This window comes from Haloarcula regularis (assembly GCF_029338315.1).
Taxonomy (GTDB): Archaea; Halobacteriota; Halobacteria; order Halobacteriales; family Haloarculaceae; genus Haloarcula; species Haloarcula regularis.
Genome location: NZ_CP119794.1, coordinates 1,280,429 through 1,306,297 on the forward strand (window position 1 = coordinate 1,280,429; position 25,869 = coordinate 1,306,297).

At 69.0% G+C, this 25,869-nt stretch carries 28 protein-coding genes and 4 pseudogenes; 20 read left to right on the top strand and 12 right to left on the bottom strand.

Features of this window, described 5'->3' with window-relative positions; genetic code table 11:
- The first annotated feature begins 76 nt into the window (after positions 1–76).
- On the top strand, positions 77–1,597 hold the full coding sequence (locus tag P1N55_RS06945; protein WP_276278208.1) for a phytoene desaturase family protein: 1,521 nt from the start codon (positions 77–79) through the stop codon (positions 1,595–1,597).
- A gap of 208 nt (positions 1,598–1,805) precedes the next feature.
- On the opposite strand, the gene arsB is transcribed toward P1N55_RS06945, so the two are convergent.
- From arsB to P1N55_RS06960, 3 genes are all read right to left on the bottom strand, one after another.
- Positions 1,806–2,969 carry an ACR3 family arsenite efflux transporter gene (arsB, locus tag P1N55_RS06950; protein ID WP_276278209.1) on the bottom strand — a complete coding sequence of 388 codons (1,164 nt, stop codon included), beginning with the start codon at positions 2,967–2,969 and terminating at the stop codon, positions 1,806–1,808.
- 65 nt (positions 2,970–3,034) lie between these two features.
- The gene (locus tag P1N55_RS06955; RefSeq protein ID WP_276278210.1) at positions 3,035–3,478 is read right to left on the bottom strand and encodes a low molecular weight phosphatase family protein; all 444 of its coding nucleotides are present in this window, start codon (positions 3,476–3,478) and stop codon (positions 3,035–3,037) included.
- A complete protein-coding gene (locus P1N55_RS06960) occupies positions 3,475–3,873 on the bottom strand; it encodes an ArsR/SmtB family transcription factor (protein ID WP_276278211.1) in 399 nt (132 codons plus the stop codon). Before P1N55_RS06960 ends, P1N55_RS06955 begins: the two co-directional genes overlap by 4 nt.
- A gap of 269 nt (positions 3,874–4,142) precedes the next feature.
- Here P1N55_RS06960 and P1N55_RS06965 point away from each other — a divergent pair.
- From P1N55_RS06965 to P1N55_RS06990, 6 genes and pseudogenes are all read left to right on the top strand, one after another.
- Positions 4,143–5,037, top strand: a pseudogene (locus P1N55_RS06965) (nucleoside hydrolase).
- A 114-nt stretch (positions 5,038–5,151) separates the two neighbouring features.
- A complete protein-coding gene (locus P1N55_RS06970; RefSeq protein ID WP_276278212.1) occupies positions 5,152–5,340 on the top strand; it encodes a hypothetical protein in 189 nt (62 codons plus the stop codon).
- A 202-nt stretch (positions 5,341–5,542) separates the two neighbouring features.
- Complete coding sequence (locus P1N55_RS06975; RefSeq protein WP_276278213.1) at positions 5,543–5,773, top strand: amphi-Trp domain-containing protein; 231 nt, start codon at positions 5,543–5,545, stop codon at positions 5,771–5,773.
- 390 nt (positions 5,774–6,163) lie between these two features.
- Positions 6,164–6,358 (top strand): DUF1328 family protein, encoded by a 195-nt coding sequence (locus P1N55_RS06980; protein ID WP_346430006.1) that lies wholly within the window; start codon positions 6,164–6,166, stop codon positions 6,356–6,358.
- Between the two features lie 171 nt (positions 6,359–6,529).
- Entirely contained in the window at positions 6,530–7,195 is a 666-nt protein-coding gene (locus tag P1N55_RS06985; RefSeq protein ID WP_276278214.1) for a helix-turn-helix domain-containing protein, read from the top strand.
- A 105-nt stretch (positions 7,196–7,300) separates the two neighbouring features.
- Positions 7,301–7,456, top strand: a complete 156-nt coding sequence (locus P1N55_RS06990; RefSeq protein WP_276278215.1) for a hypothetical protein — start codon at positions 7,301–7,303, stop codon at positions 7,454–7,456.
- Between the two features lie 2 nt (positions 7,457–7,458).
- On the opposite strand, the gene P1N55_RS06995 is transcribed toward P1N55_RS06990, so the two are convergent.
- The 5 genes from P1N55_RS06995 to P1N55_RS07015 all read right to left on the bottom strand — a co-directional run bounded on the left by P1N55_RS06995 (position 7,459) and on the right by P1N55_RS07015 (position 10,819).
- Positions 7,459–7,920, bottom strand: a complete 462-nt coding sequence (locus P1N55_RS06995; protein ID WP_276278216.1) for a nucleoside deaminase — start codon at positions 7,918–7,920, stop codon at positions 7,459–7,461.
- Positions 7,921–7,977: 57 nt separating this feature from the next.
- Complete coding sequence (locus P1N55_RS07000) at positions 7,978–8,130, bottom strand: hypothetical protein (RefSeq protein ID WP_276278217.1); 153 nt, start codon at positions 8,128–8,130, stop codon at positions 7,978–7,980.
- A gap of 90 nt (positions 8,131–8,220) precedes the next feature.
- On the bottom strand, positions 8,221–8,970 hold the full coding sequence (locus tag P1N55_RS07005; RefSeq protein ID WP_276278218.1) for a hypothetical protein: 750 nt from the start codon (positions 8,968–8,970) through the stop codon (positions 8,221–8,223).
- A 23-nt stretch (positions 8,971–8,993) separates the two neighbouring features.
- Complete coding sequence (locus tag P1N55_RS07010; protein WP_276278219.1) at positions 8,994–10,106, bottom strand: thiamine pyrophosphate-dependent dehydrogenase E1 component subunit alpha; 1,113 nt, start codon at positions 10,104–10,106, stop codon at positions 8,994–8,996.
- Between the two features lie 56 nt (positions 10,107–10,162).
- The gene (locus P1N55_RS07015; protein WP_276278220.1) at positions 10,163–10,819 is read right to left on the bottom strand and encodes a sugar phosphate isomerase/epimerase family protein; all 657 of its coding nucleotides are present in this window, start codon (positions 10,817–10,819) and stop codon (positions 10,163–10,165) included.
- 140 nt (positions 10,820–10,959) lie between these two features.
- On the opposite strand from P1N55_RS07015, the gene P1N55_RS07020 reads away from it, so the two are divergent.
- From P1N55_RS07020 to P1N55_RS07030, 3 genes and pseudogenes are all read left to right on the top strand, one after another.
- Positions 10,960–12,021: a thiamine ABC transporter substrate-binding protein gene (locus P1N55_RS07020; RefSeq protein ID WP_276278221.1), complete on the top strand. Its 1,062-nt coding sequence runs from the start codon at positions 10,960–10,962 to the stop codon at positions 12,019–12,021.
- A gap of 4 nt (positions 12,022–12,025) precedes the next feature.
- Positions 12,026–13,875 (top strand): annotated as a pseudogene (locus P1N55_RS07025) (ABC transporter permease).
- On the top strand, positions 13,865–14,920 hold the full coding sequence (locus tag P1N55_RS07030) for an ABC transporter ATP-binding protein (RefSeq protein WP_276278222.1): 1,056 nt from the start codon (positions 13,865–13,867) through the stop codon (positions 14,918–14,920). The pseudogene P1N55_RS07025 and the gene P1N55_RS07030 overlap by 11 nt, the downstream one beginning before the upstream one ends.
- Positions 14,921–14,926: 6 nt before the next feature.
- Here the strand turns inward: P1N55_RS07030 and P1N55_RS07035 are convergent, their stop codons facing one another.
- Positions 14,927–15,214 (bottom strand): HalOD1 output domain-containing protein, encoded by a 288-nt coding sequence (locus P1N55_RS07035; RefSeq protein ID WP_276278223.1) that lies wholly within the window; start codon positions 15,212–15,214, stop codon positions 14,927–14,929.
- 162 nt (positions 15,215–15,376) lie between these two features.
- Between P1N55_RS07035 and P1N55_RS07040 the strand changes: the two genes are divergently transcribed.
- The 3 genes from P1N55_RS07040 (at position 15,377) to P1N55_RS07050 (ending at position 17,614) form a co-directional block, all read left to right on the top strand.
- The gene (locus P1N55_RS07040) at positions 15,377–16,474 is read left to right on the top strand and encodes a CapA family protein (RefSeq protein ID WP_276278224.1); all 1,098 of its coding nucleotides are present in this window, start codon (positions 15,377–15,379) and stop codon (positions 16,472–16,474) included.
- A 57-nt stretch (positions 16,475–16,531) separates the two neighbouring features.
- The gene (locus P1N55_RS07045) at positions 16,532–17,143 is read left to right on the top strand and encodes a translation initiation factor IF-2 subunit beta (RefSeq protein WP_276278225.1); all 612 of its coding nucleotides are present in this window, start codon (positions 16,532–16,534) and stop codon (positions 17,141–17,143) included.
- 120 nt (positions 17,144–17,263) lie between these two features.
- A complete protein-coding gene (locus P1N55_RS07050) occupies positions 17,264–17,614 on the top strand; it encodes a hypothetical protein (RefSeq protein WP_276278226.1) in 351 nt (116 codons plus the stop codon).
- Between the two features lie 18 nt (positions 17,615–17,632).
- Here P1N55_RS07050 and cysK read toward each other — a convergent pair whose 3' ends face one another.
- Complete coding sequence (gene cysK / locus P1N55_RS07055) at positions 17,633–18,562, bottom strand: cysteine synthase A (RefSeq protein ID WP_276278227.1); 930 nt, start codon at positions 18,560–18,562, stop codon at positions 17,633–17,635.
- 121 nt (positions 18,563–18,683) lie between these two features.
- Between cysK and P1N55_RS07060 the strand changes: the two genes are divergently transcribed.
- Complete coding sequence (locus tag P1N55_RS07060) at positions 18,684–18,812, top strand: hypothetical protein (RefSeq protein ID WP_276278228.1); 129 nt, start codon at positions 18,684–18,686, stop codon at positions 18,810–18,812.
- 105 nt (positions 18,813–18,917) lie between these two features.
- On the opposite strand, the gene P1N55_RS07065 is transcribed toward P1N55_RS07060, so the two are convergent.
- Entirely contained in the window at positions 18,918–19,619 is a 702-nt protein-coding gene (locus P1N55_RS07065; RefSeq protein WP_276278229.1) for an SOS response-associated peptidase, read from the bottom strand.
- Positions 19,620–19,696: 77 nt separating this feature from the next.
- Here P1N55_RS07065 and P1N55_RS07075 point away from each other — a divergent pair.
- From P1N55_RS07075 to P1N55_RS07095, 5 genes and pseudogenes are all read left to right on the top strand, one after another.
- A pseudogene (locus P1N55_RS07075) lies at positions 19,697–20,582 on the top strand (aldo/keto reductase).
- A 3-nt stretch (positions 20,583–20,585) separates the two neighbouring features.
- Positions 20,586–21,320, top strand: a complete 735-nt coding sequence (locus P1N55_RS07080; RefSeq protein ID WP_276278231.1) for a class I SAM-dependent methyltransferase — start codon at positions 20,586–20,588, stop codon at positions 21,318–21,320.
- 75 nt (positions 21,321–21,395) lie between these two features.
- Positions 21,396–21,782 (top strand): hypothetical protein, encoded by a 387-nt coding sequence (locus P1N55_RS07085; RefSeq protein ID WP_276278232.1) that lies wholly within the window; start codon positions 21,396–21,398, stop codon positions 21,780–21,782.
- Between the two features lie 68 nt (positions 21,783–21,850).
- The gene (locus P1N55_RS07090) at positions 21,851–23,089 is read left to right on the top strand and encodes an ornithine cyclodeaminase, nickel-pincer nucleotide-dependent (protein ID WP_276278233.1); all 1,239 of its coding nucleotides are present in this window, start codon (positions 21,851–21,853) and stop codon (positions 23,087–23,089) included.
- Positions 23,090–23,185: 96 nt separating this feature from the next.
- Positions 23,186–23,578, top strand: a complete 393-nt coding sequence (locus tag P1N55_RS07095) for a DUF7522 family protein (protein WP_276278234.1) — start codon at positions 23,186–23,188, stop codon at positions 23,576–23,578.
- Here P1N55_RS07095 and P1N55_RS07100 read toward each other — a convergent pair whose 3' ends face one another.
- Positions 23,579–24,496 (bottom strand): sodium:calcium antiporter, encoded by a 918-nt coding sequence (locus tag P1N55_RS07100; protein WP_276278235.1) that lies wholly within the window; start codon positions 24,494–24,496, stop codon positions 23,579–23,581.
- A 123-nt stretch (positions 24,497–24,619) separates the two neighbouring features.
- On the opposite strand from P1N55_RS07100, the pseudogene P1N55_RS07105 reads away from it, so the two are divergent.
- Positions 24,620–25,869: pseudogene (locus P1N55_RS07105) on the top strand (DNA double-strand break repair nuclease NurA).

Here is a 25,869-nt window from a genome sequence, read left to right on the forward strand (position 1 = left end):
CATAAACGCCGCTCGGAATCCCGGGGACTGAAAACGCGGGTCAGCCTCTCAAGGCCCCAGTCCCGACAGCACGCGTATGGCGAACGGGCTCTCCACGGACTCGGAAGTGACAGTCGTCGGGGGCGGCTTCGGCGGCCTGTCGGCGGCCGCGTACCTCGCGCAGGCCGGGGCCGACGTGACCTTGCTCGAACAGCACGACCGGGTGGGCGGCCACGCGGGCGTCCTCGAACGCGACGGGTTCCGCTTCGACACCGGGCCGTCGTGGTACCTGATGCCGGATGTCTTCGAGCGCTTCTTTTCCCACTTCGAGCGCGACCCCGGCGAGTACTACGAGCTGGAGCGACTGGACCCGCAGTACCGGGTCCACTGGAAGGACGGCGACTCGGTGACCGTCCGGCCGGACCGCCAGCAGGTCAGAGAGATATTCGAGTCCTACGAGGACGGCGCCGGCGAGGCCCTCGATGAGTACCTCGCGGGCGCCGAGCGCAACTACGACTTGGCGATGGACCGGGTGGTCTACGAGGGGCGCGAGCGGTTCCGAGACTACGTCGACACCGACCTCCTGCCGCTGGCGCCCCGTCTGCGCCTGTTTGGGAACATGGACGACTACGTCGCCCGGTACGTCGAACACCCGAAGCTCCGGCAGTTGCTCGAGTACACGCTGGTCTTCCTGGGCGGGTCCCCGCACAACACGCCGGCGCTGTACAGCATCATGAGTCACGTCGACCTGAACCTCAACGTCTTCTACCCGACGGGGGGCATCGCCAGCGTCGTCGACGCGCTCGCGACGCTGTGTCGCGAGGCGGGCGTGACCATCGAGACGGGCGTGACCGTCGAGGGGATCGACGGGTCGGCCGGCGAGTTCACGCTCGCGACCGACGCCGGGGAGCGAACGACGGACCTCGTGGTCAGCAACGCCAACCCGGCGTACACCGAACGCGAGTTGCTGGACTCCGGGGCCCGCGATCACGACCCCGGCTACTGGGACGACCGGACCTACGCGCCCTCGGCGTTCATGCTCTACCTCGGCGTCGAGGGGGATCTAGAGCCGCTGGAACACCACACGCTGGTCCTCCCGACCGACTGGGACGCCCACTTCGAGTCCATCTTCGAGTCGCCGCGCTGGCCCGACGACCCGGCGTACTACCTCTCGGTCACGTCCAAGACCGACGACACCGTCGCACCCGACGGTCACCACGCCGTCGTCGTCCTCGTGCCCATCGCGCCCGGCCTGGACGACGGCCCGGACGTTCGGGCGCGGTTCCGCGAGCAGGTGCTCGACGACCTGGCGGCCCACGCCGGCGTCGACCTGCGTGACCGCATCGTCGTCGAGGAGTCGGCCTGCGTCAGCGAGTTCGCGAAATACTACGGCGACCCCGACGGGACCGCGCTCGGCCTGGCCCACACCCTCTTCCAGACCGGGCCGCTCCGGCCGGGCCACCGGGCGGGCCGCGACGGACTGTACTACACCGGCGCGTACACCACGCCGGGCATCGGGATGCCGATGTGTCTCATCAGCGGCGAGCACACCGCCGACGCTGTCTTCGAGGACCACCCGGACCTCGTCACGGACCCCGCCACCGTCCCCGGTCGCTGACCGGACGGTCGTGGGTACGCGATCGCTACCGCGACTGGATGGGGTGTTGCACCCGGGGCAGTCCAACCAGAAAGCCCTCGATGTCGGTTCCGAACCTGACGCCGGTTGTCGGCGAGGGCAGCAGCAATCTGGCCCCGGATGCCCTTACGACGTAGACGGCACCGAGGCGACGGGCGACGAGGGCGCCTTTGTTGGGCGTGTCGCGCCCTCAGTCGTCTTCGGTTGGCGGTGTGGAGGAAGCCCTGCCGAGCTGTCCGGTCGTGGCACCACTCCAATCGAACTTGCGCTGGAAGTACAGGGCCACGTTGACCAACGCCAGCAGGACGGGTACCTCGATGAGCGGGCCGACGACGGTCGTGAACGCGACGCCGGAGCCGACGCCGAACACCGCGACGGCGACCGCGATTGCGAGTTCGAAGTTGTTCGAGGCGGCCGTAAAGCCGATAGCCGTCGTCGTCGAGTAGTCCGCGCCGATGCCCTTGCCCATCCCGAAGCTCACGAGGAACATCACGACGAAGTAGATCGTCAGCGGGACGGCGATCAGGAGCACGTCACCGGGGGAAGCGACGATGTTCTCGCCCTGCGTGGCGAACATCACGATGACCGTAAACAGCAACGCGACGAGCGTGAGTGGGTCGATCTTCGGGACCAGGGTCTCGTCGTACCACGCCTCGCTCTTGGCTCGCGTGCCGACGTACCGCGTGAGGAACCCGCCGACGAACGGGATGCCGAGGAAGATAACGATCGCCTGGAACACCTGCATCGGGGTCACGTTGAACGTCTCGATGCCCGCGACGAGGGTCTCCATCCCGAGCAACGGCGGGAGGACGAGTCCGAAGAACCAGACGTAGACACCATACGTGATGATCTGGAAGAGGCTGTTGAACGCCACCAGCCCGGTGACGTACTCGGTCGAGCCCTCTGCGAGTTCGTTCCAGACGAGCACCATCGCGATACAGCGGGCCATCCCGATGAACACGAGACCGAGGAAGAACTCGGGGCGAGCAGGCAGGCCCGGCACGAGCCCACTGAAGATCACGGCGAGCCCGAACATGAGCGTCGGGCCGATCAACCAGTTTTGCACGAGGCTCAGCCCGAGGACACGCCAGTTGCTGAACACCGCTCGCAGCTGGGAGTAATCGGCCTTCGCGAGTGGCGGGTACATCATCGCGATGAGCCCGATCTCGACGAGGTGCAAGTTCTGAATCGGCCGGGTTACCGACGGGGCGACGAATCCGAGTCCCACGCCGACGGCCATCGCCCCGAGGATCCAGACAGTGAGGTACTTATCGAGGAAGTCCATCGACCGCGGGTCGCCACAGCTTTCACACTCACAGTTCGGGCCGTGGTCGTGGGCGTCGACGCTACTCATCGGCGACCCACCCCTTCCGCCGTGTCTGTACGTCGGGACCGGACTCCGACGGGGATTCGGACGTTTCAGTCACTCTTGCCCAACTCCTGTTCGATCTCGTCGAAAAGCGAACGAACGCGGTTGCGAATCTCGTCACGGATCTCTCGGACTCGGTCGAGGTCTTTCCCATCTGGATCGTCCAGCGCCCAGTCACGAATGTCGACATCGGACTCGTCAGCGTCGAGTTCGAGCGTCGAACAGCCCATCGTGGCGACGTAGTCACACGACTCGAGTTCGGCCGTCGAGATCTCCCGTGGCACGCGATTCGAGAGATTGAAGCCGTCTTCGCGCATCACCTCGACGACGACGTCGTGGACGTGTACAGCGGGATGCGTGCCGCCGGTGAGAATCTCCACGCGGTCCTCGAGACCCCGACGTTCCCGCTCTTGTTCGGCGAACGCAGTCGACATCTGTGACCGCCCGGCGTTCTGGACACACACGAACGCCACACGAACTGGTGTGTCGCTCATCGATCACCCTCACGCGTCTCGTCGAGGGCCCTCAGAAGCGCCTCGGCCCGGTCGGTCGTCTCGTAGTACCGCCACGTCCCGTCTTTTCGCCGCGTGACCAGCCCGGCGTCGTAGAGGTCCGAAAGGGCGTGACTGATCGCGCTGTCGCTGACGTCGAAGATTGGGTTGATCTCGCAGACACACAGTTCCCGGTCCGCGGTCGTCAGCAATCGGACGATGTTGTATCGGGTATCGTTTCCCAGCGTCTTGAGTGCCGTTAGCTCGGCGTCGGGGTTGGCGGAGGCAGCCGACCGATACGAGCGCAGCGAATCCAGTCGTTCCTCGATATCGGCTTCGCAGCACCCACCACGTTCTTCGGTGATGAGTCGTTCGAGCCGGTCCGTCTGTGAGCTCATAGATGATCGATTGAACAGTCATTCATATATGTCTGTCGAGACAGCGGAGACAGGTCGGGGTGCGCGATACGCGGCTCCGGAGCAGGCTCCGCGATAGCAGCTGCACCGAGGCGACCGGTCACAGCGGCTGATCCGCCTGACCGAGATGTACGCTGCGAGCGCGGGCCACCGAGGGGGACTGTTAACTGTCACCCCACCGAATCGGAGTCGTGGCGCAGCAACTCATCATCGATACGGACACCGCCGTCGACGACGCCCAGGCCATCCTCATGGCCCTCTGCTCGGAGTCGGTCACCGTCGAGGCGCTGACGGTCGTCGCCGGCAACGTCGAGTTCGAGTCCGAGGTCGAGAACGCCAAGTACACGCTCGACCTCGCCGGGCGAGCCGAGTCCGTACCGGTCTACGAGGGAGCGCGCCGACCGCTCGTGAAGGACCTCGACCACGCCACCCACGTCCACGGCGAGGGGGGACTGGGCGGTACCCTGCGCCCGGACACCGCCATCCCGTCGGCCGACGAACACGCTGTCGACGCCATCGTCGACGCCGCCAGGGCCTCGCCCGGCGAGGTAAGTCTCGCCTGTCTCGGCCCGCTGACGAACGTCGCGCTGGCGCTCCGGCGGGAACCGGCCCTGGGCGACCTGCTGGACGATGTCGTCGTGATGGGCGGCGCGGTGAACACGCTGGGCAACGAGACCCCGGCCGCGGAGTTCAACTTCTGGGCCGACCCCGACGCCGCGAAGGTCGCGCTGCGCGAACTCGACGTGACGCTGGTCGACTGGGGCCTCACGGTGCGACAGGGCGTCATCGAGGGCGGCCTTAGAGCGCATCGCGGACGCGGAGACGGCCTACGCCGACTTCTTCTCGACCACCACCGCGCTCAGCCGCGCGTTCGCCCGCGAGCAACGCGGTGTCGACGGCGTCACGTTACCGGACCCCCTGGCGATGGCCTGCCTATTGTGTCCGGACCTGGTGACCGCGGCCGGTACCTACTTCGTCGACGTCGACGAGCGCGAGGGGCTGACGCGGGGCTACAGCCTCGTGGACGAACACGGCGTCACCGACGGCGACCCGCGGACGCGCGTGGTCGAATCGGTCGACGAGCGGCAGTTCGAGCGGATGGTGCTCGACACGCTCCTGCACGGCGACCCCGAACGGTCGCTGTAGGCCGTGCGCTCACGGTCGTTCCGGGAGCCGGTGGGCGCGGTGAGACGGCCTGGAAAAGTGGCTTGCACCTGCAGACAGAACCGGTACGCGGGACCCGGCCCTAGCAGAGACCGCATGGCGGACGAATCAACCGACTCGAACGGTACTCTCACAGACAAGCTCCCCGGCGGCACGGCCACGTCGCTGCTCCTCCTCGTCGGGGTCCTCCTGTTCGTCGTCCCCGAACCGATAACGTCGGTCATCGGGGCCCTGTTCCTCGCCACGGGCATCGGCCTCTGGCTCTCTGGCAAGCTGCTGTCGTAAGCGGCCGTGGCAGGGCCGGGGTGGCGGGTGTCGGCCCGACCTGCACGTGCAGCGACAACGCCGACACGGGACCGGGCCGACCCCCCAGTCGGTCTCCAATGACCGAGATCGACTCCACACGGGAGATGACGCGGACCGAAGTCGCCGAGTATCTACGTGAGTTCGCCGCAGAGCTCGACACCGGGACGCTCGAACGGCCCCGGTGGACAGACGGCGGCGTGACACAGACCCCGACGACCCGCGGGTCACAGTCATGGTCGGCGACGACAGCGCGACGATCAACCCGCCCGAACGGCTCTCCTTCGAGGTCGCGGTCGAGGCCGACGACCCCCTGGTCGGGAGCGAGCGGGAATACGAGGTGACCGTCGAACTCAGCTGGCAGACCGAAGAGAGCGAGGACTCGGACCGCAACCCCGAGCTCGAGGTCAAGTAACCGCCGCCGGAGTCGCTACCTCCTCCCGGGCTGGCTCGCGGCTCTGTCGACACTTCCCGCGTGCACTCGACGCCAGCGACAGCGACCGACCGTCGGTGCCGGTGCACACGCTGCCGGTCACGTGGGGCCAATAGAGACAGCCTTCCCGGTCGCGCTGTGTCGATGGCGGTGACCCACTGAAAAAGGGGGTGCACGAGCAGGCAACGGCCACTCCCGGGAGGGCCACCGACTAGGGCACGTGATGATGACCCAGCGCCGAGCGAACGACCGCGCGGCCCCACCCGAACAGTCCCCCGAACGAGCGAGCGCGACGCGACCGCCCCGCACAGTGAGTCCGGTGTCGCGAACAGTACGCGACAGCGACCGGTCGCCCCGGCGGAGGGACGGCTGATGCTGGAGGTACTGCTGGCCGCCGCGCCGCTCGTCGTCGGCGGCGAGTTCCTCTCGTGGGCCATCGCATTCTTCGCCGTCGCACTGGTCGCGGGCCTGGTCGGGTTCCGCGGGGTCGCCGGCGTCTCGATGGAGATCGCCCGCCTGTTGGTGCTCGTCTTCCTCGTCCTCGCGGTCGTCGCCTTCCTCCTGTGACCGGCGACTGGCTCCGGGTGGGTCGTCCGAGGTTACCGACCGCCGTCTGGCGGTGACGCCGCCGATGTCGCCGTGACCCCTGTCGACGAAACAGGAGCTTACCGGTCGACTGTCCGGTCGATACGGGCCGCATAGTTAACCGCGTCTGGACTCGTGTGTCGGCATCGACTCATGAGCCAGATGGTCGAGGCCACGTTGCCCGCCGAGCAGTTCGCGCTGCACGAGACGCTCCAGCAGCACCCCGACGTCACGTTCGACATCCTGCGCCTGGTCGCCGACGGGACGGACCGCGTCATGCCGTTCCTGTGGGCCGGCGGCGCGGAGACGGAACCGCTGTTTCAGTCGCTCGAGGCCGACTCGAGCACCGAGGACGTCGAACTGCTCGCCGAGTTCGAGGAGGAGACGCTCTTTCGCATGGCGTGGATGGCCCACATCCGCCTGATACTGTTCGTCCTCCTCGAGGAGGATGCCACCATCGTCGACGCGGAGGGCCAGCACACCGCCTGGCGCTTCCGGATTCTCTACCCCGAACACGAGTCGGTGTCGACGACCCACGACTTCTGTGAGGAGTACGACATCGACCTCGAGTTCGAGCGCATCTACCAGCTCTCCGGGTCCTTCCGGCGTGGACAGTACGGACTCAGCGAGGCCCAGTACGAGACGCTCCAGGAGGGGTACAGACGAGGCTACTACGAGATTCCGCGGGAGATAGAGCTCCAGGAGCTCGCCGACTTGCTCGACGTGTCCCACCAGGCCCTCTCCGAGCAGTTCCGGCGCGGCCACCGGACGCTCGTCGCGAACACCCTGCACCCAGACGACGTCAGCATGGACCTCTGAGCGGTCCGGTCCGGTCGAGTGGCGCGGGACCGGGCGCTATCGCTGACGGGCCAGCCATCGGAGGCGCCGACCTGTTTTAAGATATCGGCGAGTCAACTGGCCCGTATGGACATGGTGCAATATCTCGACGAGGTCGAACCGGTCACGATGGTGCTGGTGGGGTTCGTGCTGTTCGTGATTCCGGAGCCGGCCACCTCCGCGCTCGGCCTGGGACTGATGGCGCTGGGCGGCGCATGGTGGTTCTACGAGTGGAACCGCTGAGGCTACCAGTCGTACGCCTCGTGTATCGCCCGGCCCGACTCGTTGCACAGCGGGCCGACGACGTCGGTGACGCCCGCGAGGACGGCCGCGGACCGGACCGGGGCGCCCTGGTCGGTGAACTCGCCGATCTCGTCGCCCCCGACGCTGTAGACGACCCGTCCCAGACCCGCGTGGCGGATACCCCCGGCACACATCGGACAGGGCTCGGTGCTCGTGTACAGCACCGTCTCGGCGCGTTCGGACGGCGTCAACTCGCGGATGGCGCGCGTCGCGAGCGTGAGTTCCGGATGCGCACGGACGTCGTCCTCGGTGACGACGCGGTTGCCGGCCTCCATCACGACCGCGTCGTCGCGGACGAGCACCGACCCGAAGGGCCGGTCGCCGCGCTCGGCGGCCTCGCGGGCGAGCGTGAACGCGCGACCGAGGTGTGATTCGTGGTCGAACGTCTCGAATGTACAGGCCATACCCGCAGGACGGGGCCGAGAGGGGTATAGCCTCGGGCGCTGGCCGGTCGGCCAGCGTCACAACTTCGCGAGCGACGCCTCTGCCGGGGGTTCGAGTTCCGCGAGTTCGTAGAGGCGGCCGTCCTTGCGGAAGGCGAGCACGAGTGCGTCGACGTCGCCTTCCTCGGCGACGCGCAGGTAGGCGTAGTCGGATGGCTGATCCTGTCCCATAGCCGCTCGTTCGCCCGTGGACCCCGAAGTAATGAATCCCCTTATTTCGTTGTCATGATTGATATTCTGGGGCAACAATGGGAGGCCCGCCTACAGGTCGACAGTGGCGAGATCAGCCTCGAGGTCGTCTACGTGGTCGTTGTACGCGCGGACGAAGTCGCAAAACCGGGGCGCGTACTCCCGGATGTCCGCCGCGCTGGGGTGGTCGTACTGGGAGACGAGGTAGACGCCACTCGACCCGCCGACGCGGAGGTACGAGACGCCGTCGCGGTCCCACTTCAGCTCCCAGCGGGTGCCCCCGACCCGCGTCGTGAAGGTGCCGTAGTCGCCGCCTTCGTAGCGCCGGAGCTGGCCGGCGATGCGGTCACAGACCTCCCGGACGCGGTCCAGCACCCGGTCGCGTTCGGCCACGACGCCGTCGGTCGACTCGACCGCCGGAAAGTCCGTCGAGACGTCGTCGAGGACGCCGCTGAGCGAGCGAACGTAGTCGTTGAACCCCTCGACGAACGCGCCGTAGTCGGCGAGCGCGTCGGCCAGGGCCGCCGGGTCCGGCGGGCGCTTGGTCGAGACGACGTACGTCTCCGCGCCGCGGCCGGGGTCGAACCGCAGATACTCCAGGTCGCCGCCCTCGTACTTGACCGTCCACTCGCCCCGGTCTGTCTCGACGGTCCGCTGGCCGTAATCCCCGCCCTCGAGGCGGGCGAGCTCGTAGGCGATGCGCCCGGCGTGATCACGGACCGCGGCCAGGACCTCGTCGCGGTGCTCGGCGATGGCGTCGGTCTCCGTCGGGTCGACTGGTGGCCACTCGGTCACGACTCCGGGGAGCACCGCGACGGACATAACGAGCCCGGTGTCGACCGCGTTCACCCGTCTTCGAGCAGCACGTCGTCGCCGTGGCGCTCGCGCAGCGCCTCGAAGTACTCCCGCTGGGCGTCGATGTTCGCCGTCGACTCGGCGTAGACGTCGGCAAAGAGGTCAGTTGGGTCCGGCGCGTAGTCGGTCGCCCTGTCGACGATGGCCGCGAGCGTGTCCTCGACCTCGGAGTCCATCGCCTCGAGGCGGGCGTCGTCGACGAGGCCGCGGTCCCGCAGGAACGTCTCGAAGCGGTCGAGTGGGTCGCGGTCGCGCCACCGCTCGACATCCGCCTCGTCGCGGTACACCTCCGGGTCGTCGGCGGTCGTGTGGGCGCCGAAGCGGTACTGGACCGCCTCGAGGAGTATCGGGCGCGCGGTGCCCGCCGGCGGGTCCAGGGCCCGCTCCCGGGCGGCCTCCGTGACGACGTACGTCGCCAGCGGGTCCATCCCGTCGACCTGGACGCCGTCGAACCCGTAGGCGTCGGCCTTCTGGGCGATGGTCTCGCTTACGGTCTGGCGCTCGCGAGGGACCGAGATGGCCCACTGGTTGTTGTTGCAGACAAAGAGCGTCGGCGTGTCGAACACGCCGGCGAAGTTCATCGCCTCGTGGAAGTCGCCCTCGCTGGTCGCACCGTCGCCGAAGTGGACGACGCCAACCCGGTCGTCTCCCTGGCGTTTTGCCGCCCAGGACCACCCGACTGCGTGGGGGATGTGCCCGCCGATGGAGATGTTCAGCGGGAAGACGTCGATGTCCGCGAGCGCGGCGTTGCCCACCTCGTGGCCCATCCAGTAGAGGACGTACTCCCAGGGGAGGCCCCTGGCTACCAGCGCCCCGTGTTCGCGGTACTGGAAGAACAGCGTGTCGTCGTCGGCCAGCGCGTACGTCGACCCGATCTGTGACCCCTCCTGGCCGGCGAGCGAGGCGTAAGTGCCGAGCCGACCCTGTCGCTGGAGGCTGATCAGCCGCTCGTCCAGCCGTCGGGCGAAGCGCATGTCCCGCAGCATCTCGACCAGCGTCTCGTCGGACAGGTCGGGGACGAGTCCCGGAGCGACGACCTCGCCGTCCGCGTCGAGGATCTGTACGCGGTCGTCCGGTGCCCTGTCGAGCACGTCGTCTGTCATTCGGTACCAGTACCCTGGGGTGGTCGGTGTAAAAAAGGTGCGTCCGGCCGTCGCGGTCAGTCCAGCCAGCCCAGGACGGTCCGTCGCCCCTCGAGCTGGTCGTCGGGCATCACCTCGAGGACGACGATGCCGTCGTAGTGGCGCTCGAGCAGCTGGACCGTCGTCTCGAGGTCGATGTCGCCGCGCCCGATTGCGAGGCCGTCCTGTGTCCGGGTCCCGTCGGTGAGGTGGACGACCGGTATCCGGTCACCGTAGGTCCGCAGCAGTCGTTCTAGCGCCTCGAGATAGTCCGCTTCGGCCGCGTAGAGGTGGGCCGTGTCGAGGACGAGTTCGTGGCCCGGATCGAACAGCTGGCGTTCGAGGTGGAAGACGCTCGCGCCGGGGTTGTTCTCGTAGCCGTGTGGCGCCGCGAACCCGTGGGCCTCGAGCTGGGAGGTGTGCGTGTGCTGGGCGTACTGGCTGTGGACGACCAGGTACGCATCCAGTCGGGTGGCCAGGTCGTCCGCCCGGTGGAAGGCGTCGCCGTCCTCGGGCACCGCGTGGGGCGTGTGGACCGACGCAGCGCCGACCGGCGCACGCTCGACCGTCGCGGCCGTCGCCTCGACGTCCTCGACGGCGGCTTGCGAGAGGTACAGTTCCACCCGGTCGAACCCCCGTGCCGCCGCCGCGTCGAGCGCGTCGGAATTCGGGGGACACTTGCCGACGAGGTCCATGTGCATCTCCCTGCGAGCGGGAGCGCCATAACGCTCGGGGCCTGGCAGGCCGGGGCCGGTGATTCGCCCCTTCCGTCGGCCGACTGTGCCGTCGTCGCGTAACGGTCCGCTTATGTACCACCGAGTGAAACCACCGGGTAATGAGACGCCGGAACTTCCTCTCGGCGGCGGGTGCGGCCGTCGCGACGACCGTCGCCGGGTGTAGCGGCATCGTGGGACAGACCGAATCGGACGACGGACGGACGCTCGTCGTCGGCACCTACAGCGCGTTCATCGACGCGCCCTCGACGAGCCCCGGTGCGTGGCTCAAAGAGCAGTTCGAGGCCGAGTTCGACGCGCGACTGGTCTGGCAGACCCCGGAAAACGAGGTGAACCACTACATCGAGCGCCAGGCCGCCGGGGTGGACACCGAGACGGACGTCTACGTCGGCCTCACCGTCGACGACCTGGTCCGGATCGACCGGGAGCTCGAGGAGGGGCTGTTCGCGGCGGCCGACGACGTTGACGGGACCGACGGCGTCAAGTCCAGCCTCTCGTTCGACCCCCAGAACCGCGCCGTGCCCTACGACACCGGCTACGTCAGCCTCGTCTACGACGGCACGACCATGACGGCCCCCGAGACGTTCGACGGCCTGCTCGAATCGGCGTACGCCGGGGACCTCATCGCCCAGAACCCGGCGAGTTCGGCGACGGGGCGGGCGTTCCTCCTGCACACTGTCTCGGAGTTCGGCCCGGACGGCTACCTGGACTACTGGGCGGACCTCCAGGCGAACGACGTGCGGGTGCTGGGCTCGTGGAGCGACGCCTACAGCGCGTGGTCCTCGGGCGAGGCCCCGATGGTCGTCTCGTACTCGACCGACCAGGTCTACGCCGACCGCAACGACGCGGACCTCCAGAAACACCAGGTCCGGTTCCCGAACGACCAGGGCTATGCCAACCCCGAGGGGATGGCCGTCTTCGCGGACGCCAACGAACCCGACCTGGCCCGAGAGTTCCTCTCGTTCATGCTCCGGCCCGAGGTCCAGGGCGAGATCGCGGTCCGGAACGTCGCCTTCCCGGCGACCGAGGACGCACAGCTGCCCGACGACTACGCAAGTCTGGCCCACGAACCGCCGGAGCCGGTGACCTTCACCTACGACGACCTCGCCGGCAACGTCGGGACCTGGATCGACGACTGGGAACGGCAGTTCGCCGAGAACTGACGCCGTGGCTGGGACCGACGCGGTCGACGGCGACGGGGGCGCGACGCAGGAGCGGCGCGGTACCTCCGGGTTGATTGACCGGGTCCGGGCGAGCGCCCGCGAGGTCGCCGAGCGACACGCCCTGCCGATATGCGCGGCCGGGACCGTCCTGCTGTTGCTCGCCATCTTCTACTACCCGGTGGCGACGGTGTTCAGAGAGAGCGTCGTCGTCGACGGGCGGGCGACCCTGTCGGTGTTCTGGGCCGTCCTCGCCGACCCGTTCTACTTCGGCGAGCTCGCGCGGGTGCTGACCGGGACGCCGCCGTCGGTGGTGCTCGACAGCCTCCTGTCGGGCGACCCCCGCCTGGGCGTCGTCGGCTTCACGGCCTACCAGGCGGCGCTCTCCTCGGTCGCCAGCGTCGCGCTCGGCCTGCCGGCGGCGTACCTGCTGTCGCGCTACGAGTTCCCCGGCCGGCGGACGCTGCGGTCGCTGACCATCCTCCCGTTCGTCCTCCCCTCGATCATGGTGGCGGTGGGGTTCGTCGCGACGTTCGGGCAGAACGGGACGCTGAATACCGTGCTGCGCTCGGCCTCGGACAGGTCGACCTGCTCTTTTCGCTGGAGGCCGTCGTCGTCGCCCACGCGTTCTACAACGCGCCGCTGGTCGCGCGGGTGACGACGGCCGCCTGGGAGTCCGTCGACGCCAGCGCCGTCGAGACGGCTCGCAGTCTCGGAGCGTCACCGACCCGGGCCTTCTGTGACGTGGTGGCGCCCCAGATATACCCGGCCGTAGTCCTGGGGACCGTGCTGACCTTCGTGTTCACCTTCGGGACCTTCCCCATCGTCCTCGCGCTCGGGGGGTTCGAACTCGCGACCGTGGAGGTGTTCGTCTACCGCCTCGTCCGGGACCTAGAGTACGCCGAGGCTGCCGCGCTGGCGCTCGTGGAGCTCGGCATCTCGCTGGCGCTGCTGTACGCCTACCTCCGCTACGAGGCGCGCCACACCGTCGCCGCCGAGGGGATTCGGCCGCTCCCGCGACGGCCGCTGCGCCCACCGTCGCTGTCGGTCCGGGAACTCGCGCCGCGGGTCGGCCTCGCCCTCTATGTCGTCGTCGCGCTGGCGGTGTTCGTCGCGCCCATCGCGAGCATGGTCTACGCGAGCCTCACCGGGCCGACCGGCCCGACGCTGGCCCACTACGAGTTCCTGCTCGAGCGCCAGGTCTCGGGAGCGTCCTTCCAGGTCCAGCCGTGGGACGCCGTCCGGAACTCGCTGCTGTTCGCCGGCGCGGCGCTCGCGGTGGCGCTCCCCATGGGCGTCGTCGTCGCCGTGCTCACGACGCGTCGCTACCGGGGGCGGAAGGTGCTCGACGCCGTGGCGATGGCCCCGCTGGCGGTGTCGGGCATCGTCGTCGGCCTGGGCCTCCTCCGTGGACTGGTCTTCGGCGTCGAGGTCGGCGGGACGCGGGTCGCTGTCGGTGGTGCACTGGCCATCGTGGCCGCCCACGCCGTCGCGGGCTACCCGTTCGTCGTTCGCACCGTCGCGCCCGGGCTGGCGGGGCTGGACCGCTCGCTGGTCGAGTCCGCGCGGGCGCTCGGCGCGTCGCGGGCACGCGTGCTCGCTGACATCGAGCTCCCGCTCGTCTGGCCGGCCGTCGTCGCCGGCGCGGCCTTCGCCGTCGCCATCTCCATCGGCGAGTTCTCGGCGACGGTGGTGCTGGCCTCGGGCACCAGCCAGTTCACGATGCCCATCGCCATCGAGCGGTTCATCGGCCGGCGACTCGGTCCCGCGACGGCGATGGGCGTCGTCCTGCTCGTCGTCACGAGCGCGAGCTTCCTCGTCATCGACCACCTGGGGGGTGAGACGGATGCCTTCTGAGAGGGGCCCGCCGGCCGTCGAGCTCGAGGGTGTCACCAAGCGCTACGGCGGGACGACGGCCGTCGACGACGTCTCGCTGGCCGTCGAGAAGGGCGAGTTCTTCACGCTCGTCGGCCCCTCGGGCTGCGGGAAGACGACGACGCTGCGCCTGCTCGCGGGGTTCGAGGCCCCGACGGAGGGGACGGTCCGCTTTGGCGGACAGGACGTGGCCGGCGTCCCGCCGGAGGACCGGGACGTCGGCGTCGTCTTCCAGAGCTACGCGCTGTTCCCGCACATGACCGTCCGCGAGAACGTCGCCTACGGCCTCAACTTCGCCGACCCGCCCGGCGGCGTCGCCACGGAGCGACGCGTCGCCGACCTGCTCGATCTGGTGGATCTCTCGGGCATGGCCGACCGCGACCCCGACACGCTCTCAGGGGGCCAGCAACAGCGGGTCGCCATGGCCCGAGCGCTCGCGCCGGGGCCGGACGTCCTCCTGCTCGACGAGCCGATGAGTGCCCTCGACGCGAAACTCCGGGAGCGGCTGCGGGTGCAGGTGCGCGAGATCCAGGAGGAACTCGGCATCACGACGATTTATGTCACCCACGACCAGGAGGAGGCGCTGGCCGTCTCCGACCGGGTGGCGGTGTTGCGAGCGGGACGACCGGAGCAGGTGGGGACGCCGCGGACCGTCTACCGGGAGCCAGCGACCGAGTTCGTCGCCGAGTTCGTCGGCGACAACAACGTCTTCACCGGCGAGGTCCGCGACGTCGTGGACGGCGTGGCGACAGTCGCCGTCGGCGGCGAGCAACTGTCGATAGCGGTCGCAGACGACGTCGCACCGGGCGACAGCGTTACCGTCTGTGTGCGCCCGGAACGACTCTCGCTCGCGGGCGAGGAGAACAGACTCTCGGGGCCGGTCCGGAGCGCGGAGTTCCTCGGCGGGACGACCAGGGTGCGGGTGGGCTGGGGCGAGCGGGAACTGCTGGTCCGCACCGAGGACCCACCGTCGGGGACCGTCTGTGTCGGGTTCGATCCCTGCGACGCCCACGTTCTGCCGGAGTGAGCGGGGTCAGTCGTCAGCAGCCGTCAGTCCGGTCTCGGCCTCTGGAGCGTGGACCGCCACCGCTTCCCCGCCCTCGACGTCGACGACGTACCCCTCGTACTCGAAGTCCAAGCGCGTACCGTCGGTCGCTGCCAGCCGGTTCAACGCGTCGACCGGAACGACCGTCTCGAGCGGGTCGAGGTCGTCGACGTCGGCGTTCGCGGCGTCGGCCACGGCGCTGACGATCGAGACCGCCGGTGAGAGTTCAGTGCCGTCCAGTGCTCGACGCTCCACTACACCTCGGGAGGGATTCATGTGGAGATATAGTAAACAAATGTACATAAAACTTGTCTCTGAAATGAACGTATCGCGCCCACGAAGGCAACAGATACGGCCCGGCTGGGCCCGGCAGGCCGACGCGACCGGTCCCCGTGACACCGGAATTCAAGTCTCTCGCCCGCCTGAGAGACAGTACCCGTGCCACGCACACGTCGACGGTTCCTCGCGACGGGACTGGCTGGCCTCGGGGGCTGTCTCGGTTCCGGCCGGGACTCGACGGCCGACTGCCCCCCGTCGGTCGGGACGGACGGACAGCACCGCCTCGGCTTCGTCGGGGACGTGATGCTCGGGCGAGGCGTCGACGAGCGGTGGGACGGGCGCGACCCGGTCGACGTGTGGGGCGACACCGCCGGTCGGCTTCGTGCCCTCGACGGCCTCTTTCTCAACCTCGAGTGTTGCGTCTCGGCCCGCGGCGAGCGCCACCCGGGCCGGACCTACTACTTCCGTGCCGGCCCGGAGTGGGCCGTCCCCGCGCTGGCCGAGGTCGGCACCAGTTTCGCCGGCCTCGCGAACAACCACGTCCTCGACTACGGGCCCGTCGCGCTACAGGACACGCTCGAGCACCTCGATGACGACGGGATACCGACGGCCGGGGCGGGCGACACGCGGCGGGCTGCCTTCGCGCCGACGGTGGTCGGGGCGGGTGACCTCGACGTGGCCGTCGTCGCGCTGACCGACCAGGCGCCGCTGTACGCGGCCTGCGCCAACAGCCCCGGCGCCGCCTACGTCCCCCTCGACCCCAACAATCCGCTGACCCGCCAGTGGGTCGGGGACGCGCTGGCACGCGCCCGCGCAGCCGATCCGGACCTCGTCGTCGCCTCGCTGCACTGGGGGCCAAACTGGGTCGTCGAACCCTCGGCCACGCAGCAGGCGTTCGCCCGCTGGCTTGTCGACAACGGCGTCGACGTCGTCCACGGCCACAGCGCCCACGTCGTCCAGGGCGTCGAGGTGTACCGGGGCCGCCCCATCGTCTACGACGCCGGCGACTTCGTCGACGACTACCTCGTCAAGCCGGACCTGCACAACGACCGGTCGTTCCTGTTCGAGCTCGTCGTCGCCGACGGGACGCTGGACGCGCTGGAGCTAGCTCCAGTCGAAATTGTGGATGCGCAGGTGACCCGGGCCGGCGCGGACGCGGCGGCGTGGCTCCGCGAGCGAATGCGACAGCTGTCGTCCCCGTTCGGGTCGTCGTTCACCCGGGCGGGCGAGGGCCTCAGACTCCCGCTGTCGTGTTGAACCCGGTGCGAGGAACTATCACGGAACCCATTTAGGTTCCAGCCCCGTGTTTCCGGTATGAACTACGACGACGCGCTCGACAGAGCCTACGACGTACTGCCCGACCAGCCCCGGGAAAGCGGCGAACGCCTCAAGATCCCAGACCCGGAGGGACAGACCGACGGCGCCTTTACGCGCCTGACTAACCTCGGGGCCATCGCCGACGCGCTCTCGCGTGACCCCCAGCACCTCCACCGCAGCATCCAGCGCGAGTTCGGGACAAACGGCCAGTTCGACGGCCGCGAGGCCCGCTACAACGGGTCGTTCGACACCGCGGACTTCCAGGCGGCCGTCGACGCCTACGTCGCCGAGTACGTCACCTGCTCGGAGTGTGGGCTCCCCGACACCGTCCTCAAGACCGAGGACGGCGTGGACATGCTGCGCTGCCAGGCCTGTGGGGCCTTCCGCCCGGTCTCGAAGGGCGCGAGCAAGCAGACACAGCAGGAGCGCCCGACCCTCGAGGAGGGCGAGACCTACGAGGTCAAGATCACCGGCACCGGCCGGGAGGGCGACGGCGTCGCAGAGAAGGGCAAGTACACAATCTTCGTCTCCGGTGCTCAGGAGGGCCAGGTGGTCAACGCCTACATCGAGAGCATCAGCGGGACGCTCGCGTTCGGTCGCGTCCAGTAGACTTCCAGTCGGCGGTTTTCGACCGAAAGCACTTACGGGAGCCACGACGAGCGCCTGCCATGGGTCGGGATAGCGGCGAGACGGGACTGTACGTCGTCGCGGCGCTGGCGCTGGGGCTCGGTGCCGTCCACGTGGTCACCGGGGCAGTCGAAACACTGGCGACGTCCGGCACGGCGCCCCTCGTCCTCGCGGTCGGGCGGACACTGCTGGGACTGCTGCTCCTCCCGGCAGGCGTCGGGATCGCACGCCGTCGGGCCTGGGCGCTGGGTCGGCGTCACCGCGTTCGGCGGCATCGGCGTCCTCCAGATACTGCCGCTCCTGGCTGGTGCGACGCTCGCCGTCCCCCTGGCGGGCGTCGTGCTTTCGACTGGTGCCTCGCTGTATCTCCTGCTGGCCGGCGAGGCGTTCGGAGCCGACGACGACGGCCGGGCGCTGACCGAGGACACGAACCCCCACGAGTTCGTCCGGTGACCGGGACCGACGCCGGCCTCACGCCCAGAGGTCGGTCGAGAGGTACCGCTCGCCGGTGTCGGGGAGGACCACGACGACCGTCTCATCGGGGTTGTCGGTGGCGTACTCGGTGGCCGCGTGGAGCGCCGCGCCCGACGAGATGCCCACCAGCAGGCCCGCCTCGCGAGCGAGTCGGCGGGCGGCCTCGATGGCGTCGGTCTTGCTCGCGGTCCGAACCTCGTCGAGAAGGTCGGTCCGGAGGACGTCCGGGACGAACCCCGGCCCGATGCCCTGGATCTCGTGGCTGTCGGGGTCGTCGTTAGAGAGCAGTTGCGAGGACGCGGGTTCGACAGCGACGGACGTGAGGTCGGCGCCCTCGTCTTCCTCGATGTACTCGGAGATGCCGGTTATCGTCCCGCCGGTGCCGACGCCGGCGACGACGGCGTCGACGGCCCCGTCGGTCTGGGACCAGATCTCGGGGCCGGTGGTCTCGCGGTGGGCGCGCGGGTTGGCCTCGTTCTCGAACTGCCGGGCCCGAACCGCGTCCTCGGCGCTGGCGAGTTCGTTCGCCCGCTCGATGGCGCCGCCCATCCCGTCGTCGGCCGGCGTCAGGTCGAGGTCGGCCCCCAGCGCCGAGAGGAGGCGGCGCCGTTCCTCGCTCATCGACTCGGGCATGGTCAGCACGCAGTCGTAGTCGCGGGCGGCACAGACCGCCGCGAGGCCGATGCCGGTGTTGCCGCTGGTCGCCTCGACGACGGTGCCGTCCTCTGGCAGGGCCCCGGACTCGGCGGCCGCCTCGACCATGTACAGCGCGATGCGGTCCTTGACCGAGTACGGGTTGGCGGCCTCGACCTTGCCAAGCAGGTTGTCGGCGAAGGAATCGAGACAGACCAGCGGCGTCTCACCGACGAGGTCGGTCACGCTAGACGCGACTTTGCTGGCCTGCGCGCGATCTGCGAACGACTGCATACACCCGCAGTTGGCCGGTCGGACAGGTGAAGATAGACCCCAAATACTGAGGGTAACGGAACGATTTACTCACCTCCGAGTATCAATAAGTTTACATATATTCCGCACCTCGATACAGTCGATGCCCGAGATAACCGTATCAGACGGCCTGTACCGCCAACTCGAAGCGGCCTCGCTGGGGAAGTCCCAGGAGGAGACGCTGTGGGCGATGGTGTACCAGTTCAACCGGCGGAACAGTCCGAGCGAATAGCCCCGGTGCCGCGGTGTTTCTCCCCGGCGACGTTCGCGCGTCAGGTTCGGTCAGTCCACTCCTCAGGTTGGAGAGTCCGACAGCGACGTCGTTGGTCCAGTGCGTTCAGCTGTCCACCACCTCGATGAGGTCCGGCGAGTCGTTGGCGGGACTGTTGACCGCCGTCGAGACGGGGTAGGTCCGCATCGGCCCGTCGTAGGGGTCCAGCAGCTGGGCCGCCTCGTCGACCGACCCGTGGAGCCAGGTTTCCTCCTCGTCCGGGTCCAGGACGACGGCCATCCGGTGGTGGAGGTCGGCGACCGCCTCGTTCGGGTCGGTGGTGACGATGGTGAACGTCTCCACGACGTCGTCCTGGCCGCCGCCGGCGCCGCTCCCGCCGAACTCGCCGAGGCCGGTCTGGCGCTGTGGCGGTTCCCACCGCTCGTAGAGCCCGGCCATCGCGAAGGGCGCGTCGTCCGGCAGACAGACGCGGTACGGCTGTTTCCCGCCCTCCTCGCTCACCCACTCGTAGAAGCCGTCGGCCGGGACGAGACAGCGCCGGGACGCGTAGGCGTCGGCAAAGGACCGCTTCCGCGAGAGCGTCTCCGCGCGAGCGTTGATGTAGCCGTGGTCCGAGCGGTCGTCGGCCCACGACGGGACCAGGCCCCACTCCATGCGCTGGATGGTGTCGTCGGCCTCGCTGGCGACGACGGGCAGCGACTGGCTCGGCGCCGCGTTGTACCGGGGCTCGAAGTCGAAGGCGAACGTGGCGTCGAACCGCGCCTCAACGTCGGCGGGTGGGGCGAACAGGCTGTAGCGGCCACACATACGCGAGGAGAGGGGCGCGCGGAGCAAAAACCCACGCCGGGGACCAACAGTTTGCGCGTCCGGGTCGACCTCCCGATATGGAGACCCGCCCACTCGGTGCCACCGGACACGAGAGTACCGTCGTGACCTTCGGCACCATCGCCCTGAACTGGCTCGAACAGGAGGGCGCCAACCAGATGGTCGAGCACGTGCTGGACTACGGCGTCAACCACTTCGACGTCGCGCCGACCTACGGCGACGCGGAGCTGAAACTCGGACCGAAGCTCCGCCAGTACCGCGACGACATATTTCTCGGCTGCAAGACCCAGGAGCGCGACTACGACGGCGCCCGCCGGAAAGCTGGACCTGTCGCTCACCCGCATGGGCATCGAGAAGATCGACCTCTACCAGGTCCACGGCCTCGAGTACGAGTCGGAACTCGAGGCGATCACCGCCGAGGACGGCGCCCTGGCGGCCGTCCGCGACGCCAGAGACGAGGGGCTCGTCGACCACATCGGCCTGACGAGCCACGGCGATCCGGACCTCATCAAGGCGGCCATCGAGCGCATCGACGACCTGGAGACGGTGATGTTCCCGCTGAATCCCGTCGTCGCCGCGAAGGGGGACGCCGAACACGACTACGAGGGCGTTCTGGAACTGGCCGAGGAGCACGACGTCGGCACGCTCGGCATCAAGGCCTTCGCGAAGGGGCCGTGGCCGCCCGAGTCCGAACGCTACGAGGAGGACCGGCCGTTCGCGAACTGGTACGAACCGGTCGCCCGCCCCGACGAGATCCGCGAGCGCTTCGACTTCGCGGCCGCCCGGGGCCTGACCAGCGTCGTCTCGCCGGGCGACCCGAAGCTGGTCTCGATGGTGCTTGACGCCGCCGACCGCTACGACGGGATGGACGAGGCCACCCAGCGCTCCGTCGTGGAGGCCGCCCGCCACGACGACAGCCCGGTGCCCGAGCAACTGCACCACTGACCCGTGCCCGGGTCGACACTGGGCACGGGCGTCCCCGAGACAGTCAGGGCCGCACTCGCCGACCGGCCGGTCGAGGGCCAGGTCTGCCTGGAGGCCGGCGCCGGCGTCGGCAACACGACAGCCGGCCTGCTCGAGTCGGGTGCAGGCCGCGTCTACGCCGTCACCGACGACGCCGACCACGCAGCAGCCGTCCAGCGGCGCTGTGGCGACGACGACCGGGTTGACGTCGTCCGGGCCGACCTCCGGGCGACGCCGCTCCGCCCGGACTCGGTGGAGCTGGTCTCCGCGCACGGACTCTGTAATCTCCTCGACCCCGCCGCGCTGGAGGATGTCGCGGCGGAACTCACGCGGGTCGCCGCGCCCGGGAGTCACCTCGTTGTCGACGATTACGACCCGCTCCCCGAGGACGCGGCGGTCCGACGCCTCTTTGCCGTCGAGAACGCCGCAAGCGAACTCGCCGACGGTCGGCCAGCGCTGACATTCTACCCCGCTGCCCTGCTCAAACGCGTATTCGAGGGGCACGGCTGGTCGTTCGACCGGGAGCGGACGCTGCTGGACCCGGTCCCCTGGACCGAGAGCCACCTGTCGGCCCATACCCGAGCGGCCTGCGAGGCGGCGGGCCGGCTCCCGGACGACCTGGGCGCCCCGCTCGAACGGGCGGCCGATCGCGTCGCCGCGGACGTCGGCGCGGCGTCCACCGGGCGGATGTACAGTCTCGCCTTCCGTTGGTCCGAGTAGCCAGGCGACCCGGGCGAGAGCCAGGGTCGCCCGCGAGTTTAAATCGGATGGCGCCCAAGCGTGGCACACAGCGCCATGACGTCGGAGCCGTCCTTCTCGATCCCGCGACGCCCGGAGCGGCGTTACCCCCACGGGAGCGGCGTCGAGTACGAGGGCGGCACGACGTTCGAACTCGTCCCGAACAGCGAGCAGGCCACCGCCGACCTCGCCGCCGTCGTCGCCGGAATCCTCGCCGACGGGCCGTACCGCTACGGCGACTTCCACGACCTGCCGATGCCGCTGTGGCTGGTCCGCGACGAGGAGACGACGGACGTGTTCCGGGTCTCCGTGCGCGACGGGACCGTCCGGCTGCACGTCCTGCCCACGACGGAATCTGACGGCCTCAGACGATTCTACGACCGTCTTCGGGGGACCGACGCGGGAGTCTCTTGGACCGTCGACCGGTCGGTCCAGGAGGCCTGAGTCGTCGGGGCCTTGCGGTATCACGCGGTGCCCAAATCGTCTTACCCGGGAGACGCCTCACTGTGGGTATGACAGTCTCACGCGAGGTCGAGCTCCAGGGACACATCATCGACTCCGGGACGATGGGCGCCTGTTTCGGCATCATCATGGACCTCGGCGGCTCCTTTACCGTCGAGGCGTTCGACATCGGCCGCCACAAGGACGAGGAGTCCTACGCGCGCCTCCTCGTCGAGGCCGAGGACGCGGCGACGCTCCAGACCATCGTCCACGAGCTCCACCAGAACGGGGCCAACCCCGCAAACCCCAAGGACGTGCAACTCGAATCCGCGCCGGCCGATCAGGTCGTCCCCGAGGGCTTTTACTCGACGACCAACCACCCGACGTTCGTCCGCTACGAGGGCGAGTGGCTCGAGGTCGAGCACATGGAGATGGACTGTGCGGTCGTCGTCGAGGACAGCGAGGGGCCGCGGGCGTACACGAAGGTCCTCAACGCCGTCGAGGCGGGCGACCGCATCGTCACCGGCGAGATGGGCATCAAGGTCGAACCGCCGTCGCGGCCCCGGGATTCCGGCGGCGCCTTCGGGTTCATGCGCGGCGGCGTCTCCTCCGAGCGCCCCTCCGAGACGACCATCGAGAATATCGCCACGGCCATCCGAGAGACCAAGCGGGCAGGCGGGACGGTCCTGGCCGTCTGTGGCCCGGCGGTCATCCACACGGGCGCTCGCGAGGACCTCGCGCGCCTGGTCCGCGAGGGGTACGTCGACATGCTCTCGGCCGGCAACGGCTTCGCCGTCCACGACATCGAGCGGGACCTCTACGGCACCTCGCTGGGGATGGACACCGAGAGCCTCGACCACCCTCGCCACGGCCACAAGCACCACATCTACGCCATCAGCGAGGTCATCCGCGAGGGCTCGATCGCGGCCGCCGTCGAGTCCGGCACCATCGAGTCCGGGGTGATGTACGAGTGCATCGAAAACGACCGCCCGTTCGTGCTCGCGGGGTCGATCCGCGACGACGGTCCGCTCCCGGACACCATCACCGACGCCATCGAGGCCCAGAACGCCATCCGCGAGCAGGCCCACGAGGCCGACATGGTGCTGATGCTCTCGACGCTGCTACACTCGGTCGCGGTGGGCAACTGCCTGCCCTCGACCACCCGGGTCGTCTGTGTCGACATCAACCCCGCGACGGTCACCCAGCTGCTCGACCGCGGGTCCGCCCAGGCCGTTGGGATGGTCACCGACGTCGGCACGTTCGTCCCGATGCTGGCCGAGAAACTCATCGAGGGCGGCACCGCGCCGTAGAACTCTCCGACGGCGGGCCGACCGGCGGGCAGACCGACGTGTGAAAAATGGTGGGGTAACCGGGACGTTAAGAGGGTGGGCCGTCTCGGTCCAGGCATGACCCGGAACATCCTCACGGAGGACCTCGCCGACAGCATCGTCACGACGGCCCGGACGGCCACCGGGGACTCGCTGCGCTCTGTGACGTACTTCACCCGGGCGAACTTCGAGCAGCTCTACCTGCGGGAGGACCTCGAACGCGACGCCGACTTAAACGAGTTCGTCGGCCACGAGTGGCAGGGTTACAAGCAGACCAAGAACGCCTACCAGGAGTCGGAACTCGGCGAGTACAAGTTCACGGTCCGGGCCTTCGAGAACGGCTACTTGCTCCGGGTGACCACGGAGCGCCAGGGCGTGCTCATCACGACAGACGGGCTCTCGATGAGTTCCTACGAGGAGATCGCCGAGGCGGTCCAGCGCCTGCTCCGCGAGGAGTCCGGCAAGGAGTAGTCACAGCAGACTCAGCGCCCAGTTGACGACGTTGAGCGCGACCAGTATCCCGCCCTCCAGGCGCGTGAGCGTCTCGTCGGTGTAGAACAGCACCGCCACCAGCACCACCGTCCCGAGCAGCCACGCCGTCGACTCGACGCCGACGGCCTCGACGGGCAGCGGTTGGACGATCGCCGCCAGGCCGAGGACGCCCAGCACGTTGAACAGCGAACTCCCGACGAGGTTGCCCGCCGAGAGCCCCATCCGGCCCTGCCTGGCCGCCGCCAGCGAGGTGGCGAACTCCGGCAGCGACGTGCCGGCGGCGACGACGGTGAGCCCGATGACCCACTGGGAGACGCCCAGTGCCTCCGCGATGTCCACCGCCGAGAGGACGAGCAGGTGGCCGCCACCGACGACCAGCGCCAGGCCGCCGACCAGACGGCCGGCGTCGAGCCAGCCGAACGACTCGTCCGGCGGCGCCGTGACGCGTTCGCTTCCCAGACGCACGAGGACGACGAGATAGCCAACCAGTATCGCAAAGAGGAGCGCTCCCTCCGGCCGGCTCAGGCGGCCGTCGCCGACGAACACGAGCAGGAGTCCCGTCGCGACGATGAGCAAGAGCGCGTCCCGGCGGACGAGCGTCCGCGAGGTGGCAAGCGCCTGGACGAGCGCGACGCCGCCGAGGATGAACCCGAGGTTGAGGACGTTTGACCCGACGACGTTGGCGACGGAGATGTCCGGGCGGCCGGCGAACGCGGCGTCCAAGGTGACCGCGAACTCGGGGGCGGAGGTCCCGAAGGCGACGACGGTGAGCCCGATGACCAGCCCCGGGACGCCGAGGCGTTTCGCGACGCGGGCGGCGCCGGTGACAAACTGGTCGGCACCGAACCACAGCGCCACGACGGCCACGGCGACGAAGAGAGCGTCGAACAGGACCATCAGCGACACCTCGGCACGGACGGAGACGGGTTCCGACGGGGCGACACGTGCCGGCCTACCGCCAGCAAGCCCCTAACTGTTGTGCCCCACCAGAGTTATGCCACGCCCGGCGAATCCACGGACATGACACTCGACCCGGTCCACGTCGACGGCATCGCCCAGCTCGCGGGACAGGTGGGCAGGACCGTCGAGACGAGCGACCAGGGAGCCGTCGCCGAGGACGTCTGGGAAAACTTCCTGGACCCGCTCTGGGCGGACGGGACGGAGGTGCTGGCACCGCTCGACGAGCAGCGCCGCCGGAAGGTGCCCATCGAGGATGTCGCGCTGGAGGAGCCCCCGTATCCCACCCAGCACGGCCTGGACTCGGGGACCATCAACCCGACGACGTTCAAGAACGGACTCGTCCTGGACGTCGCACAGGCCGCGATGAGCGCCGTCCCCTCGGACGTCGACCTGCACCGCGCCCGGACCATCATCATGGCCGTCCACACGAACGACTCGACGGTGCAGTTCGACGGCGACTGGCGGGCGGACGACCGGGGCTTTGCCCGCCGTCGGGTGCTGGAGGTGCCACAGGTCGACCGGTACGAACAGCGGGTCGTCCACGCGCTGGCGCTGTACCTGGCCGAGAGCCGGCACGCGCTGACGAACGCCGACGTGGTCGAGGACCTATTCGTCCTCGACGGGCCCATCTACCCAACTGGGCTCCTCCGGTGGGCCGAGCGCGACGCCGAGTGGCGGACCTACTGGCCGAGGACGATCGGCCAAAGACCGTCGTGGGCAACTACGTCGAGCTCGTCGAACGGTTCGTCGAGCGGGACGTCCCGCTGGTCGGGTTCGTCAAGAACTCCGCCGCGAAGACGCTCACCCGGGCCGTCCGTCGCAAGACGGCTGCTCCCTGGGTCAACGACGCCTCCTTCTTCCGTCGTGTGCTGGAACGGCGGACCGACGACGGGGACCTCGCGCGGGACTGTCTGACCTTCACCAACTGGTTCGTCTCGCGGGGCGGGACCGACGGCGTGATGGCCGCCGGGGGCGACGCGCTGGGCGTCGAGCGGTCGCTCGACGCCGAGGCTTACGAAGTGACCTTCTTTGCCCTGTACGACCCGCGGACCGACCTGGTCTTCCGCGTCGAGGCGCCGTACGCGTTCACGCGCGACCCGGAGCGCCGGGAGCGACTGACCAGGCAGGTGCTCCACGACGTGGCGGCCGAACGGGGACCGCCCCTGGCCGTGGCCAAGGCCGACGAACTGGCACGAATCGACCGCCAGGGGAGCGAAGAGCTCACGCGGCGCATCGAGCGGGAGTTCGACACCGACCGGGAGAAAGCGTACGACGACGAGCGGTGGGGCGCGGTCTCGGAAGCGTTCTGA

Excerpts from the sequence above, each read along its gene's own strand:
- P1N55_RS06945 (WP_276278208.1), top strand. The coding sequence starts at position 77 with ATGGCGAACGGGCTCTCCACGGACTCGGAAGTGACAGTCGTCGGGGGC.
- arsB (WP_276278209.1), bottom strand. The coding sequence starts at position 2,969 with ATGAGTAGCGTCGACGCCCACGACCACGGCCCGAACTGTGAGTGTGAA.
- P1N55_RS06955 (WP_276278210.1), bottom strand. The coding sequence starts at position 3,478 with ATGAGCGACACACCAGTTCGTGTGGCGTTCGTGTGTGTCCAGAACGCC.
- P1N55_RS06960 (WP_276278211.1), bottom strand. The coding sequence starts at position 3,873 with ATGAGCTCACAGACGGACCGGCTCGAACGACTCATCACCGAAGAACGT.
- P1N55_RS06970 (WP_276278212.1), top strand. The coding sequence starts at position 5,152 with ATGGCGGACGAATCAACCGACTCGAACGGTACTCTCACAGACAAGCTC.
- P1N55_RS06980 (WP_346430006.1), top strand. The coding sequence starts at position 6,164 with ATGCTGGAGGTACTGCTGGCCGCCGCGCCGCTCGTCGTCGGCGGCGAG.
- P1N55_RS06985 (WP_276278214.1), top strand. The coding sequence starts at position 6,530 with ATGAGCCAGATGGTCGAGGCCACGTTGCCCGCCGAGCAGTTCGCGCTG.
- P1N55_RS06990 (WP_276278215.1), top strand. The coding sequence starts at position 7,301 with ATGGACATGGTGCAATATCTCGACGAGGTCGAACCGGTCACGATGGTG.
- P1N55_RS06995 (WP_276278216.1), bottom strand. The coding sequence starts at position 7,920 with ATGGCCTGTACATTCGAGACGTTCGACCACGAATCACACCTCGGTCGC.
- P1N55_RS07000 (WP_276278217.1), bottom strand. The coding sequence starts at position 8,130 with ATGGGACAGGATCAGCCATCCGACTACGCCTACCTGCGCGTCGCCGAG.
- P1N55_RS07005 (WP_276278218.1), bottom strand. The coding sequence starts at position 8,970 with ATGTCCGTCGCGGTGCTCCCCGGAGTCGTGACCGAGTGGCCACCAGTC.
- P1N55_RS07010 (WP_276278219.1), bottom strand. The coding sequence starts at position 10,106 with ATGACAGACGACGTGCTCGACAGGGCACCGGACGACCGCGTACAGATC.
- P1N55_RS07015 (WP_276278220.1), bottom strand. The coding sequence starts at position 10,819 with ATGGACCTCGTCGGCAAGTGTCCCCCGAATTCCGACGCGCTCGACGCG.
- P1N55_RS07020 (WP_276278221.1), top strand. The coding sequence starts at position 10,960 with ATGAGACGCCGGAACTTCCTCTCGGCGGCGGGTGCGGCCGTCGCGACG.
- P1N55_RS07030 (WP_276278222.1), top strand. The coding sequence starts at position 13,865 with ATGCCTTCTGAGAGGGGCCCGCCGGCCGTCGAGCTCGAGGGTGTCACC.
- P1N55_RS07035 (WP_276278223.1), bottom strand. The coding sequence starts at position 15,214 with ATGAATCCCTCCCGAGGTGTAGTGGAGCGTCGAGCACTGGACGGCACT.
- P1N55_RS07045 (WP_276278225.1), top strand. The coding sequence starts at position 16,532 with ATGAACTACGACGACGCGCTCGACAGAGCCTACGACGTACTGCCCGAC.
- cysK (WP_276278227.1), bottom strand. The coding sequence starts at position 18,562 with ATGCAGTCGTTCGCAGATCGCGCGCAGGCCAGCAAAGTCGCGTCTAGC.
- P1N55_RS07060 (WP_276278228.1), top strand. The coding sequence starts at position 18,684 with ATGCCCGAGATAACCGTATCAGACGGCCTGTACCGCCAACTCGAAGCG.
- P1N55_RS07065 (WP_276278229.1), bottom strand. The coding sequence starts at position 19,619 with ATGTGTGGCCGCTACAGCCTGTTCGCCCCACCCGCCGACGTTGAGGCG.
- P1N55_RS07085 (WP_276278232.1), top strand. The coding sequence starts at position 21,396 with ATGACGTCGGAGCCGTCCTTCTCGATCCCGCGACGCCCGGAGCGGCGT.
- P1N55_RS07090 (WP_276278233.1), top strand. The coding sequence starts at position 21,851 with ATGACAGTCTCACGCGAGGTCGAGCTCCAGGGACACATCATCGACTCC.
- P1N55_RS07095 (WP_276278234.1), top strand. The coding sequence starts at position 23,186 with ATGACCCGGAACATCCTCACGGAGGACCTCGCCGACAGCATCGTCACG.
- P1N55_RS07100 (WP_276278235.1), bottom strand. The coding sequence starts at position 24,496 with ATGGTCCTGTTCGACGCTCTCTTCGTCGCCGTGGCCGTCGTGGCGCTG.